The sequence below is a fragment of the Pseudalkalibacillus sp. Hm43 genome, from assembly GCF_054170705.1.
The window spans coordinates 2766711-2780454 of record NZ_CM135129.1; the positions used below are offsets into that span (position 1 = coordinate 2766711).

Sequence of the window (13744 nt, forward strand, 5' to 3'; positions counted from 1 at the left end):
GAAGTAGAGATTGTGAGACGGAGGATATTTATGAAATTACGGTTAGGCATTCTAGGTCCAGAGGATTCAATAGGACGGATTAAAGAATTTGCAGAACAAATGAATGAATTTGAAATCGCCTATTTTCCTTACGAGCACGCTTCGGAATCAGCTGGTCTGATTGAAGGAAATGAAAAGGAGATCGACCATTGGTTTCTTTCTGGACCCGCATTGTACCGATATTTGATTCGGAATGAACTTCTCAATGCTGATAATACGAGCTATCCAGATTTGTATGGTGCCAGCTTGATGGGGACAATTGTTGAGGCAATCACCACGTTGGACAAGCCGATTCGAAGGGTGAGTCTGGATACGATCCGTGTTTCAGAACTGGAGAGTGTCAAAACGGATTTCAATCTATCCAATTTAGAATTCCACCTTTACCAGGGAGAAGAATTTTTACCGGCAACAGAGGTCATTGAATACCACGAAAGCCTATATAGAGAAGGGAAGATTGATGCAGTTCTCACTTGTATCAAAACCGTTTACCTATCCATGAAAGATAAGGGCATACCATGCTTCCGCGTCATCCCATCAAGATTAGGAATCGAACTCGAACTCCGATTTGTAAAAGAGCACGCACAAGCCATTTGGTACCGCAAATCGTCTCTCGGAATCGTCGGTGTTGAAGTAGGTACATCTGATGAGCAGCAGAACAATCAATTTTATTCCTATAAACTGAAGCAGCAGATGCTGGATTTGAAGCGCCTCATGCTCGATTATTCGGAAAAAGTTCAAGGTTCATTCGTGGAAGTCGGTGATGCACTGTATTTCATTTATACGACAAGAGGCGAACTGGAACTAAAGTTGAATGAATACAACCCATCGCAGGTTGTACAAAACCTGAAAGAACAATCAGGATTGAACCTTCAAATGGGGATTGGGTATGGAATGACCGCGTGGGAAGCGGAACAGAATGTACGCCATGCACTTCACCTATCAGGAGACCATGAAAATCAAACAGTTGTCCTCGTGAACGAAGAGAAGGAAATCACATTGCTTCAAAATGAAGAACGGCTTTCGTATCAGCAACGATTATCCGGGTCAGTTTGGGAGGAGAAGTTGAAGGACGCGAAAATCAGTCCGTCCGTCATCTCGAAGATTGCTTCCTACTACAAGTATTATGAAAAAGATTTCGTGACGGCAAACGAAATCGCCCAATGGCTCAAAAGCACCGACCGGAATGCCCGCCGGATCCTCGCTGAACTAGAACGGCTAAAACTTGCTACTATTAAAGGCGAAGAACAAGTCGGACGAGGACGCCCTAGAAAAGTGTATGAACTGAACATTTAGAAAAGCCCTTACTAGAGGGCTTTTCTTATATCAATCAAACGTTTGATTGACAAAACGTAAAATATGTCGTCTGTCTTTTCTTAGATCATTGACTCATAGAGATTTCTTGGTCTGCATAAGTGAGTACAATTCCATCTGGGTTTAATGTTATTTTGAAATTCCCGCTGTTACCCCATCCATCTTCGTCATAGCTATGAGAAACGCTGTTTTTATCGAAGTTAAGAGTAACAGGACCAATTGATGCCAACCGCACACATTTGCTTGAACATATATCTAATGAAATATCTGCAGAAATCCCCCTGACATTTTCTACTTTCAAAAAGAAAATACCATTAGAATCTTTCCATTGCCCGCTATAATCTTTAAGGCTAGAATAATTGGTTTTCACAGGCTTACTTGTGCTTTCTGTGTTATCTTCAACACTATCATTTTCTGCATGGCTCCCTGTGTTTTCTTGTTCAGGAACAGATACAAAACTTACTAAACCATTGCTTCTATCAATTTTGAGAACACTACCTTTTATGTACATTTGGTTATTGTTGATAACAGAGAACTCAAAATAACGAGGGTCTATCTGTTCATCTGCTTTTTTAATCTCTACACCATTTAATTTGGTATATTTTTCAACTTCTTCCCAAGTCAGTTCGAATGGTTCATTTGCAGCTTCTTCAATTTCAATATCGTCCAGATACCATTGTGCCTCTTTACTGTTATATAAAGCTGTCAAACGGATTAATCTACCCGTCTTATATGCTTCGTTTGCAAACTCTAGAGTTTCTACTTTAAACCTTGATCTGCCTTCCTCAAATGTTTTAAGTCTTACTTTAGGTTGTAATTCATTAGGTGGACCGTTTTCTCCTAATGTATTTTTTGACTTTTCAATAAGTGGACCCATTTTTTCTCTAAATTTTTCGGTCACCTTATTGCTATTAGGATTTTCAAGGGCTTCAAGATACAGTGCCATAACTTCATCAGGTGTAATTTGTTTTTGCTCAATCTGATTGATTTTCTCACTTTTTACATTTTTGCTTTTCGTTAAATCTTCGCTTTCGATAGTATTTGCTTCCTTTTGTTCACATGCGCCTATGATCATGATTGAGGATAATAGTAGTGCAAAAATTCTTTTCATGTTTTTCTCCCTTTGTTGGTTTATGATCATAGAAAATAATACCATAAATATTGTATTTATAGTAAAATATGTAATTCTGTTTATTGTGTTTTTATGTGATCAACTATAAAATAAATATCTTTTTTGATATGAAATTATAGTAAAATTTCAAAACCTCTATTAATGAAAAAAGAATCACGTCGATAATAATACTATGATTCCTATTTACTATAAATTATATAATTTTTCCCAAATAATTATAGTTTTATAGGATTAATATAGTGTTCGGGGGTGGTTAATTAGTCTGCTTTCTACGTAAACCAATTCATTACCGTAAAAAGAAAGGAGAAAGTATCTAATGAGATACTGTACTGAATGCGGGTCAGAATTAAATGAGGAAAGTACATTTTGTACGGAGTGTGGGACCAATCAAACGACTTCTAAAAGCACAAAGAATGTAGTTGAAAAACCATTGCATTCTAAGACCTCAAATGTAAAGACATTTAAGCCTCTATCTAAGAAAAATAAGATTCTAATTGCTTCAATAGCTATCATTTTTATTGCAGTTTTTGCGACACATAAGATTTTTTCTAATTATTATGATCCGATGGCTCAACTTAAAGAAATAGATCAAGCTGTCAATAATGGAGATAGCGAGTTATTGTTTTCTCATATTGATTATGATGAGGATGCTTTGTTGGATAAGGACCAGTTTATTAACCACCTTCAGGAATCTGACTGGGAATTTATTCGAACAAGCCTCACAAACACCATAATGAATGAAGAGAATAATAGCTTCCATCAAACAGTAAAGGACTTTTCAGGAAATAAGGTATTTGTAGTAAAAGTCGAGGAAGAGTTACTTGGACTTTATCAAAAATATATTTTTGAGGCAGTTCCAAATAATTTGTATGCTATATCCAATTATTCAGCGACCAAACTAAATCTATTAAAGAAAGATTATGAAATTGAATCTGCTGATGAACCAACTGAGATTGTTAAAGCTTATCCAGGTACTTATAATTTCAAAGCCATCCTAGATAACGAATTTGGTTCCATAACCCTAGACGAGCAAGTAGTGGTTATGGGTGATGGTAACAATCAAGATAATTTATACATAGACTTTCCGGTTAGACAGTACCATGCGAGTTCAAATATGGAAGATGCAATTCTATACATTAATGGAGTGAGCACAGGTAAAACATTAGAAGAATACGAAATTCTGGGACCATTTCCAGATGGTGAAAAAGTTGAAATGTATGCTGAATGGTCTGCACCTAATGGAAAGAAAGTTAAATCAGAAACTATTACGCAAGAAGATGTATCTTGGGGAGGATTGTTTTTTGACTTTGACTTAGAAGTGATAGAATCATTAGCTACCCTAGAAATACATGATGAGCGAAATATTGAAAATGCTAGTGAAAATGCTAGTAATGAAGATATTGTGGCTAACCACATCTTATCATTTAGAGATGCCTATGAGGTTTCATTAAATACGAGAGATTTCTCCCATATCGAGGGTTTCATGCTTAGTGATAGCCATGCCTATGATGAACTTAAGACTTATATTGGAAAGTTAAAAGATCAGGGATATAAATATGATTTTATAGAAAATTCCATCTTGGAGACTAATGAAATAGCTGATGGGAAATTCGAAGTATCTACAAACGAACATTTTATATTTACTAATCATGAAGGAAAACAAACGGAATACAACCGCTCAAAGATTTATACGGTAATAGAAGTTGATGGAACTTACAAGATTCAAAAAATAGATATAAACGATACAGATCGAAATAAAATTTAATACATTATGGAAGGAAAGTGAATTATGATTTGTCCAGTTTGTAAGCATGAACAGGAAAACGGAAAATTTTGTGGCAGCTGTGGTGCATCCATGATTGTTACAACAACTGAAAATGAGATAGCGGCAACCTCAGAAAGTGTAAATGTAACAACAAGCACTGTAAGTACCCCAAATGAAAATCTAGACAAAGCAAAGAACATTTCTAGAATGTATGGGAATTACGTATTAGCTTTATTGAAACGTCCAAGTCTTGCATTTACATTAAATGAGCAACAATTTGTAAATGGAATTATAACGATCATTCTGTATGCTTTAACTTTTGCGCTCAGCTTATATTTCTTAGCCAATAGCATATTTAAGGCTGCGATGGATGGAATTGGAGAATTGTTCATGGAAACTACTCCAGCCGCATCATTACCTTTTTTCGATATTACGTTTAAACTTTTATTAATTGGTGTGGTCTTTGTTGCAATTGGTATGGTTTCTACGTTACTAGTAGCAAAACTGATGGGTAACAAACTACCAGTTAAAGAATCCCTATCTCAATATTCGAGTGTATTGGTTCCATTTACTGCGTTGAACATGGTTGCTATGATTTTGGGATTACTCGGTTCTGTTTGGGGAACAATTATCATCATTGTACTATCACTTCTTTTTGTTATTCTATTTATACCAGGATTTGTTGTCTATGAATATTCTAAGGATACGAAAGGAACTGTTGACCGATTTTATTGGAGCTTCGGAGCGATTCTAGGTGCAATGTTATTCACTTATTTGGTTGGCAAGATGTTCGTATGGGAAGCGTTCTCTTCACTAATGGAATTAATGGAAAGATTTTAACTGAAAAATATTATTTAGTCTAAATAAAGCAAGCCAGGCCAAGTAGTAATTCTACTTAGCCTGGCTATTTAGTTGGGACTAAATAAATTCCAACAAAATTAAATTTTTTTCGGTGAATCCGGAACAATAGTTTCACGATCCGCTAACAATTTTTTCTTTGAGTCAGGAACAATGGTTTCTCTGTCAACAAATGCTGGATTTTCAATATCAGGGACGATTTCTTCTCTTTGACTTAAGCTTGTGTCAGTCGATAAGAGCGGTGTCACAACCAAACTAAGACACATGAATAGAAAGGCTAACCTTTTCTTCAATTTCTTTCCTCCTTAAAAGTTAAAGATGTCTTTTTGCAAGTATAACTCTTTGCGATGTTTTACTCGATTTTTCGAACTGGTGTTGGTCATGATAATACCTGGTCAATAATTCACCAATATGAATAACATCGTTCCACATTTCATTCTCTTCAAAATATGATAATCCTTCTTGTATTTCAGATTCATGTTCCTCAATCTTTTTATCAGAGTAGACATACAATGTCTTGAACCTCTGTAAGAAAATCTGATTATCTTGTTCCTCCGATAGCACCTGCCCTTCATTTTGATATTCAGTTGCAGTTCCGAAGTCTCTATTCAGATAATATAATTTTGCCAATTGGTAAGTAGCTTTTATAGCATAATCTGATTGATTCTGTTCTAAGAAATACTCTCTGGATCTGTTGAAATATTGAACCGCTTCGTCTTTATAATTTTGAGAATGATAGAAGGTCCCTAAGTTGAAAATTACAGCATGCTTGTACTCTAAATCATTAAAATGATCACAGTAACGAAGGGCATTATGATAGTGAAGCTCTGCATCTTCATAATCTCTAAGATCTGTCAGGTTAAGTGCAAGAAGAAGTTCACAATCTGCGCTTCTCTTGTAGAGATAATTCTTTTGGAAAACCTTTAATGCATTGTGCAGGTGTTTTATAGATAATGCATTTTGATAATGTTCATAATACGAAGCAGCCATCTTATAATGGAATTCACCAATCTCATCCTGATGCTCAGAGAAAATGATATGTGGTTGAGCCTTTTTGAAACTATCAATTGAATCCTGATAACGATTCAGTATGTAATAATAAATCCCTTTGAAGCTATGATAATAATATTGTAAAATCTCACTCGACTCATGAAATGGTTCAATATCTTTTAAGACTTGAGTAGCCGATTCAACATCCTTAAACATTAATTGATACCGAAATAAAATCAATTGATAATAATTATAAGCGAATGAATCCGCTGATGATTGCTTATATAATTGATCAAGTTCTGTAGCTAACTCTCTAGCTTTAGTTATGTTTAACTCCTTAATAGCTTTATACCAACTGTCAATTTTCTCATTAACAATTATTGTATCTAAAGATACCGTCATGAAACCCCTCCTAAATTTTAAATTGTATAAAAAAACAAAAATTTCAAATAATTTATTTTCTACTACATATGATACTATATATTTCCAAATTATGAGTTGGGAAAATTGTACCGAATAACCGTTTTTAAAGTATGATAATAAAGTTGTATTTTCCCAACAATGAAAAAAACACCTCTTCCTTAAGAAAAGGTGTTTTATAGGGCATGTTCCGTTGTCAGATACATTTCACAAATCATCTCAATAAAAGGTCCAACATATTCAGGATCAAATTGTGATCCGGAACATTTGCGTAGTTCCTCAATCGCTTCTTCAAAAGTTCGAGTGGCTTGATAGGGTCGTTCAGTTGTCATGGCATCAAAAAAATCAATGATACAAAGGATCCTTGCTAGTTTCGGAATCGATTTTCCACTTAACCCGTATGGATAACCTTTCCCATCAAAGCGTTCATGGTGTAATTCGACAAGGGGAACAATCTCTTGAAGTCCATCTATAGATTCTATCCATTCCTTGCCCCAAACTACATGCTTTTTTATTGTACTCCACTCATACTCAGTCAGCTTTTCAGTTTTAGTAAGCATATCTCTTGGTATTTCTACTTTTCCAATATCATGGATGAGAGCGCCCAAGATCAGTTGCTCGCGTTCGATATCTGTTAGATTGAGTCGTTCAGCCATTTGCTTACTATATTTATAAACTTGCATAGAATGGCGGAATGTAGTCAAATCCTTCTTTAAAAAGATACCAATTTGTTGTTTTAATATTGCGAGCTTTTCATCAAATACTTCATCACTTGTCTTGTTTTCTTCCAGCATTTTTGAAGGAGGGATTATGATGTTTTTTCCTCGACTTTTAGCGATATACATAGCCTTATCAGCTTTTTGTAAGAAGTCCTGAACGGTTCCATTTTCGTATTCGATAACCCCACCTGAGTAGGAGATACATCCAAATGGCAAGACCTCTACACCTTCATAATGTGAATCATTTACTTTTTTTCGAAGTCGATTCATACGTTGATAGGCTTCATGGCCAGGAGTGTTCGGCATTAGAACGACATACTCTTCGCCGCCATATCGAGCGACGATATCATGAGGACATTCCTTTTTAATGAGCTCCCCGATGAACTTTAAGAGGTTATCTCCTTGTATATGACCAAAAGTGTCATTATATTTTTTGAAATCATCTAAATCGAGCATCGCGAGACTGAGTGGTTTACCTGTTCTAGTAGATTCATTCACTTTTTCTTCTAACAACTCTTTAAAATAACCATGATTATACAAACCGGTAAGATGATCTGTATTCGCCTTTTCGGTTATTTGCTGATACAAGTTAAAGTACTGTTTAAAAGCGATAGAAAGAAGTAATGTAATAGTTGAAAAAAGAATAATACCAATATAAATATTAGTCTTTAGTAAAAACACAAGTACCAACGACAAAATTAACATAATTAAATAGCTGAATAGGGAATCCTCTAAAATAGAACGATAGATTCCGGAAAATTCATCTTTTGAATATAGGTAAAAGTAGCCACCAATGATAAAAACATTTAATAGGTAATAAACACTCAAAGCGATGACATAAATAAAAATATTTTTTGGTGTTATAGCGCCATGTACACCTTCAAATAGCTGAAACGTAAAATTTGCTCCAAACAACATTAGAGAATAATTGGATAAATTGAATAAGTGCTTCCACCAGGCAACATTTTTTGTTGTTATTAAACCGTATGCAATTGTTGTAATAACAAGAAGTTCAATGGTTGTGGACAAACCGAATAATAGCAAACATCCCAGGTATACTGCTGAGTCCATGGATAATGAGTTACCTTTAGGTGGTAATAGAATCATATTATGGGTTAGTAAAAGTAATGCAATAGTGAATATGCCAAGTAAATCTAAAGGTAGTTGAAGTAGGTTGGAACCCCATAATGTCAAAGAGGCAGTCAATATACCAGTAGTAATAATACCTGTAAGATATAAGTTAACCGGCTTAATACGTTTAGTAACTTGCAAGAGGCGCACCTCCTTTATTAAATATGGGGAAGCGTACATGCTCCCCCGTGTTTGTCCATTAAACTAGCTTGTAACCAGAAGTCAATGCAATTACAGCGGAACCAATGATGAACAAGTTGATAAGGACATTCTTCGTTTTTGCAGACATTTATTTCACCTCCTTCACTATGCTGGTAACATTGAAGAACGTTTTCGTGCTACCATCAATTTCTGTATAAAGAGGAAGATTCCTATGTTCATAATAATGTCTCCAATACTAATAACCTGATCTCTTGGGTAAGGATCGCTAATAGGAATGATGTCACCCAAAAACCCTATATGGGTTTCACTATTAAGAGCTGTATGTTTACCGTAATTATCTTGTGTTAGTGCTTGGGAGTATGAAGGAGCTAACACTTTGGCAGCATCTAATGAAACAGGCATCCGGCCATCGTTCGCAATCATTACAATGAAATTGAGTACAACACCTATAAGAATAAGTTGAACACCTATTCCTAATTTGCGATTTAACCATAGAAGGAAAATGCCAATTATGTATACCATTATGAATAAAAACCCACTAATTCTGTTTATCAAATCTACTTGACCTTGATAAAGAAAGATGAGGATCTGAAACACTAATAAAAGAGGGAAAACCCATCCAAATTTAATATTCAGATCAGCAATTCCTTTGAAGTTTCCTTTTCGTAACAACCCGACAATAATAGATAAGAGAATGCCGTCATATACCATGTAAGTGCTCCTTTATTTACATAGAATGCTTGTTATCGTTTATATCGGTAATTATGTTAAAGGATTATGAGTATTTGTAACTAAACACGCAATAGTACAATAGAACTATAAGCTTCTACTACCTTGGTTTAATGAAAATACTTCAAAAAGCACAAATAAAAAAACCTTCGTTAGATCAACTAACGAAGGTTTTAATGTAAGTTGTTATTTGAAGAGAGAAAACAATCCCCGCTTTTTTCCGCTTTTGTTTTTCTTTTCTCGTAAGACTTTCTTGATTTCTTCCGCTTCATCAACAGTCATAGGAACAAAATCGGTATCATATTTAGCGATGAAGTATGTACCTTCTGGTAAACCATGCTCTCCAATGCTATAACCATCATCTACATTACAAATGAGTCGAAATCCGCTATAAGCAAATTTATTAATGTCTACTGGACCCTCCAATATTTTCTCAAAATAATTTATGTCGTTAGGGATATTGGTCGTGACAGGGTTCTTATTAGACTGTTTTAGTACCACTAGAATATCACTCATTATATAACACCGACCCTTCCTGTCTTTTTTCCTATATTATCAGTCAATTCAGAACAAGTAAACATAAGAATTAGTCGTTATTTAGTCATATGGTAACAAATTCACAGCCGCATTTCTTGGTTGAACATTACTTAATGCCCGATTCATTCGACAAACTTTTTAGTTTTACGACTGAGAAAAGTTAATATAGATATATAATAAATACTTTTTTGACAAAATCCACTTTTTTCTGCATTCTAGTAGTAGAAGAAAAAATTTCTAGTTATGGGTGAAAAACATGAAAAAGTTACTATACATATTCGTCGTTGTTTTATCAATTTCGGCTGTCATCTTCGGTCACCTGCATTGGCAGTCAAAGCTAGCAAGTAAAGTAGAGGCTGCAAAAGATAATGTGATAGATTCTGATCGTGGAACTGAACGGGATAAAGAAAAAGCTCCAGCTCAAAAGGAAACAAATACTGCGACTGATTCAACTCAGACTATTGAGCAACTCACTTCAAACTTACCTAGTTCCCTCCAAGAACGAATAATGTCAGCCAAGGAAAACAATGAGAAGGTTAAATTTGCTATTATCGGTTCTGGTGAGCTTACAACAGATAACGGATGGACTGGCCAATTTGTAAATGGTATGAAGCAAGCTTATGGTGAAGAACTATTTGATATAGTTGCTATTGGATTTGGTGATACTTCATCCACAGAAATACATAGTAGCGAAAAATATATTAAGATTTCTCAATCACAACCTGATATAGCATTAATTGAACCATTTATATTAAATGATAATAAAGGGATTAACATTGATGATTCCATGGATAGTATCAAGATCATGGAACGTAGACTTAAGGATGAAAACCCTGAAGTATCTATCTTTTTACAACCGCCACACCCCATTTATCAACCAGGTCACTACATGACTCAAATTAATTCTGTTAAAGAACTTGCTGACGAGACAGAAATGATTTACTTGAATCATTGGGATGCTTGGCCGGATGTTCAAGATGAAGAAATTAATAATTTCGTAAATGGTGTTAGCGGTCCGAAAGAAGAAGGTAATACACTTTGGGCTGAATATTTAATCAACTATTTTACAGGTAAGTAAAAAGGATGGGCTCCTGCCCATCCTTTTATATTCCCTAATAGAAAAAATGCAAACCGAAAGTGGTGGAATTCTGGATACTTTAGCGCATTTCTTCTATAGTCCATATGAGGCTGCAATCATAAAAAAACTAGATTTACCTGTTAGCTACTCATCAAAAGGAATGTTTACAATGAACTTTTTTAAAATGTTCATCTACCCGATTATGACGTTCTTAGGAATTGTGCTCTTTATATTTGGGCTTAAATAAAGGAAACGACTTAGGATAAATGTTTAATGATGGTTGAAAGAAAGTTAATTTAAGGATGTGTTTTTATTGCAAGCTAAAGTTTATCCAATAATGATGCCTACCCGTTCTAGTTTGAAGTCATTCAATTTTTATCTACTTCAAAAAGAGCAGGGGTTTTCGTTGATTGATGCAGGTATTCATTCTGAAAAATGTTGGGATTACTTTCAATCTACTTTAAAAGAGTATCAGCTTTCCCTTAAAGATATTAAAGAAATTATACTCACACACAATCATGAAGATCATGTTGGATTAGTGGATCGGATTGTTGGCCGTCATGATATACCGGTATTCGCCCCGAAGAATTCTATTCATCGATTAAAAAGAGACCGGAGCTTTTTTGAAATGAGAATCGAGTTTTTCCGAAACCTATATCAACAAATGGATTGCGGAGAGCGAGGGGATTTGCAAGTCGAAAAACTTGAGGAAGCTCTTCAACAACATGAAAAGAAAAAACTGCATGCGGACATCATACCCATTACAAAGCTACCTAATTTAGAGCCGATTGAAACGCCGGGGCATTCACCAGACCATATGGTATTTTATCACCCCCACAACCGTTCCCTATTTGCAGGTGATCTGTTCCTTAAGCACATCTCCAGCAATGCACTCGTTGAACCTGATCAAGATGGGAATCGCATGTTTACTTTGCTAGATCATGAAAAATCATTGGAAAGATGCTTATCGTTGGATGTAGATATTGCTTATCCAGGTCATGGAGACATTATTGATAACCATAAAGATCTCATTAATAGAAGATTAGACGGAATCAAAAGAAAAGCTGATAAAGTTTATAGAAAAGTGAAGGAAGGGCACCAAACAGGCAGTCAGATCGCCCAAGAGATGTATGATGAAAAATACGAGAGTCAGTTTTCGCTTGTCATGTCAGAAATTATCGGTCATTTAGATTATCTTGAAGCACATGATAAAGTCAAAAAGGAACGAATCAACGGTGTTATTCATTATGAACATTTGTAAAAAAGCGAGTTCTGTTTGCTCTTAATTATTATTGGAATTTGAGCATTTCCCATAAAAATTGCGTTATTTCCCATAAAAATGAGAATTTATAGATCAGTTTTTCGAATTTGCCATTAAAATAAAAAAATATAGACGAGTTTCAGAAATTATAGATTAAAACACATCTTACCACACCATATTAAAAAGGGACTGGCTCAATAGAATGAATACTTCAGATTCTATTTGAGGCAGCCCCTTTTTAAGTAATCATTTTGAGCGTCGGATGGATTTTATCCCTTTCATAAATACGATCCAAAGTGGCAAACTTAATGAGATTCCCCACACAAGACCAGTGAAAATGTTTTTATCCTGTTCTTGTTTCATAAAGCCTCAGCTCCTTAGGAAGCAGGGAAGATTCTTCTGCTTCCTTTTTCTTTCAATTCCCCAGATTGTCTGTTAAATAACTCCGTTTGATAGCAGACTTCCTAATTCGTAACCCAGTCTTTCAAGGAATTTAGAAATTCCTCTTTTTCCATCCCGATCGTTACGTTAGGGTGATACAAGATTTCTAGCGTTTTGAGGTCTTTTTCATTCCAGGTTTGTACGTTGGAATTTACATCAGGATAGAGGATGCTTGAGCGATCGGTTTCAAAGTGGCTATGTAATCCAAGTGCATGCATCAATTCATGTGTGATGGTTGGAAGACGTTCCTGTTGATCTGTTTCGGTACCGATTAATATGGTGGATGCTTTGATTCCAAAGCTACGATAAGCCTCATCTATAACAGCTACCCCGATAATTTTGCGGTTCCCATCAATGATTTTTCCGTCAAACCCCATCTGATTAAATTCATATGTCGGCATAAAGTGGACATCAATACGTCGGTCAGGGAGTCCAGTAATTTTTTCTTCGTATTTCAAGTTAAAGGGTAAGAGATTATTCAGGTTTTGTATATCAGACTTTAACCTGGATACATCTTCAGGCTTAGGGTTGCCATGGACAAACACGACGGTGTCCGATTTATACTTCCATATCTCTGGTGAGTTTTTGAAATAAAAATCAGAGAATGTATCCACTTCCTGTTGTGAGTAGGTCCGATTGTCAATTTTGAACGTATAATCATTTTTAGCCACAAGGCCGTTATCTTTTTCAGCAACCAAATACAATGTATGTTTGCCTTCAGTTGTAATTTCATCACCAAATAGATACGGATCCTTACCGAGGGTTGCTTTATATTTCACACCAGGTTCTTCCTTTACTTGAAAGGAGGCTGATTGAAAGTACGCATTTTTAGGTTCTTCCAGTAATACAGGTTTTAAAGGTGGTTCATCGTCTCTTTTGAAAGTCATAGACTCCCTTTTCTCTTTCCAAAGAAAACGAGATTTTACCTTTAATGTATAGGAACCATTTTGGTTGATGGTTTTTTTAGTATGGATCTCTTTACCATTTAGCGTTATCGATGGTTGGATAAGACCCGTTTCAACATGAAGATTAACATCTTCAGCATACACGTCTCCATCTTTAACACCCTTGACTACAAATTCATGGGGTTCAAGAAAGTATAGAGACCCTATTCCAAATGAAAAGATGACCACTAACAAGATGTATTTTTTCAAGATGAATATTCCTTTCT

Annotated in this window: 12 protein-coding genes; 5 read left to right on the plus strand and 7 right to left on the minus strand. The window is 35.3% G+C overall.

Annotated elements, in window-relative coordinates:
• The first annotated feature begins 30 nt into the window (after positions 1-30).
• The gene (locus tag ACXQIQ_RS14560) at positions 31-1332 is read left to right on the plus strand and encodes a helix-turn-helix domain-containing protein (RefSeq protein WP_439301644.1); all 1302 of its coding nucleotides are present in this window, start codon (positions 31-33) and stop codon (positions 1330-1332) included.
• A gap of 85 nt (positions 1333-1417) precedes the next feature.
• Here the strand turns inward: ACXQIQ_RS14560 and ACXQIQ_RS14565 are convergent, their stop codons facing one another.
• The gene (locus tag ACXQIQ_RS14565) at positions 1418-2461 is read right to left on the minus strand and encodes a hypothetical protein (RefSeq protein WP_439301643.1); all 1044 of its coding nucleotides are present in this window, start codon (positions 2459-2461) and stop codon (positions 1418-1420) included.
• A gap of 337 nt (positions 2462-2798) precedes the next feature.
• Here ACXQIQ_RS14565 and ACXQIQ_RS14570 point away from each other — a divergent pair, with 337 nt between their 5' ends.
• Positions 2799-4247, plus strand: a complete 1449-nt coding sequence (locus ACXQIQ_RS14570; protein ID WP_439301642.1) for a TcaA NTF2-like domain-containing protein — start codon at positions 2799-2801, stop codon at positions 4245-4247.
• 24 nt (positions 4248-4271) lie between these two features.
• Positions 4272-5087, plus strand: a complete 816-nt coding sequence (locus tag ACXQIQ_RS14575; RefSeq protein ID WP_439301641.1) for a hypothetical protein — start codon at positions 4272-4274, stop codon at positions 5085-5087.
• Positions 5088-5185: 98 nt separating this feature from the next.
• Here the strand turns inward: ACXQIQ_RS14575 and ACXQIQ_RS14580 are convergent, their stop codons facing one another.
• From ACXQIQ_RS14580 to ACXQIQ_RS14600, 5 genes are all read right to left on the minus strand, one after another.
• Positions 5186-5398 carry a hypothetical protein gene (locus ACXQIQ_RS14580; RefSeq protein ID WP_439301640.1) on the minus strand — a complete coding sequence of 71 codons (213 nt, stop codon included), beginning with the start codon at positions 5396-5398 and terminating at the stop codon, positions 5186-5188.
• A gap of 19 nt (positions 5399-5417) precedes the next feature.
• Complete coding sequence (locus ACXQIQ_RS14585; RefSeq protein ID WP_439301639.1) at positions 5418-6497, minus strand: response regulator aspartate phosphatase; 1080 nt, start codon at positions 6495-6497, stop codon at positions 5418-5420.
• Between the two features lie 194 nt (positions 6498-6691).
• Positions 6692-8506 (minus strand): bifunctional diguanylate cyclase/phosphohydrolase, encoded by a 1815-nt coding sequence (locus ACXQIQ_RS14590; protein WP_439301638.1) that lies wholly within the window; start codon positions 8504-8506, stop codon positions 6692-6694.
• A gap of 165 nt (positions 8507-8671) precedes the next feature.
• Positions 8672-9238 carry a DUF5317 domain-containing protein gene (locus ACXQIQ_RS14595; RefSeq protein ID WP_439301637.1) on the minus strand — a complete coding sequence of 189 codons (567 nt, stop codon included), beginning with the start codon at positions 9236-9238 and terminating at the stop codon, positions 8672-8674.
• Positions 9239-9442: 204 nt separating this feature from the next.
• Entirely contained in the window at positions 9443-9772 is a 330-nt protein-coding gene (locus ACXQIQ_RS14600) for a hypothetical protein (protein ID WP_439301636.1), read from the minus strand.
• Between the two features lie 277 nt (positions 9773-10049).
• Between ACXQIQ_RS14600 and ACXQIQ_RS14605 the strand changes: the two genes are divergently transcribed.
• The gene (locus ACXQIQ_RS14605) at positions 10050-10871 is read left to right on the plus strand and encodes an SGNH/GDSL hydrolase family protein (RefSeq protein ID WP_439301635.1); all 822 of its coding nucleotides are present in this window, start codon (positions 10050-10052) and stop codon (positions 10869-10871) included.
• A gap of 304 nt (positions 10872-11175) precedes the next feature.
• Complete coding sequence (locus tag ACXQIQ_RS14610; protein WP_439301634.1) at positions 11176-12132, plus strand: MBL fold metallo-hydrolase; 957 nt, start codon at positions 11176-11178, stop codon at positions 12130-12132.
• Positions 12133-12596: 464 nt separating this feature from the next.
• On the opposite strand, the gene ACXQIQ_RS14615 is transcribed toward ACXQIQ_RS14610, so the two are convergent.
• Positions 12597-13727, minus strand: a complete 1131-nt coding sequence (locus tag ACXQIQ_RS14615) for a DUF2927 domain-containing protein (protein ID WP_439301633.1) — start codon at positions 13725-13727, stop codon at positions 12597-12599.
• Positions 13728-13744 lie beyond the last annotated feature (17 nt).

Excerpts from the sequence above, each read along its gene's own strand:
- ACXQIQ_RS14560 (WP_439301644.1), top strand. The coding sequence starts at position 31 with ATGAAATTACGGTTAGGCATTCTAGGTCCAGAGGATTCAATAGGACGG.
- ACXQIQ_RS14565 (WP_439301643.1), bottom strand. The coding sequence starts at position 2,461 with ATGAAAAGAATTTTTGCACTACTATTATCCTCAATCATGATCATAGGC.
- ACXQIQ_RS14570 (WP_439301642.1), top strand. The coding sequence starts at position 2,799 with ATGAGATACTGTACTGAATGCGGGTCAGAATTAAATGAGGAAAGTACA.
- ACXQIQ_RS14575 (WP_439301641.1), top strand. The coding sequence starts at position 4,272 with ATGATTTGTCCAGTTTGTAAGCATGAACAGGAAAACGGAAAATTTTGT.
- ACXQIQ_RS14585 (WP_439301639.1), bottom strand. The coding sequence starts at position 6,497 with ATGACGGTATCTTTAGATACAATAATTGTTAATGAGAAAATTGACAGT.
- ACXQIQ_RS14595 (WP_439301637.1), bottom strand. The coding sequence starts at position 9,238 with ATGGTATATGACGGCATTCTCTTATCTATTATTGTCGGGTTGTTACGA.
- ACXQIQ_RS14600 (WP_439301636.1), bottom strand. The coding sequence starts at position 9,772 with ATGAGTGATATTCTAGTGGTACTAAAACAGTCTAATAAGAACCCTGTC.
- ACXQIQ_RS14605 (WP_439301635.1), top strand. The coding sequence starts at position 10,050 with ATGAAAAAGTTACTATACATATTCGTCGTTGTTTTATCAATTTCGGCT.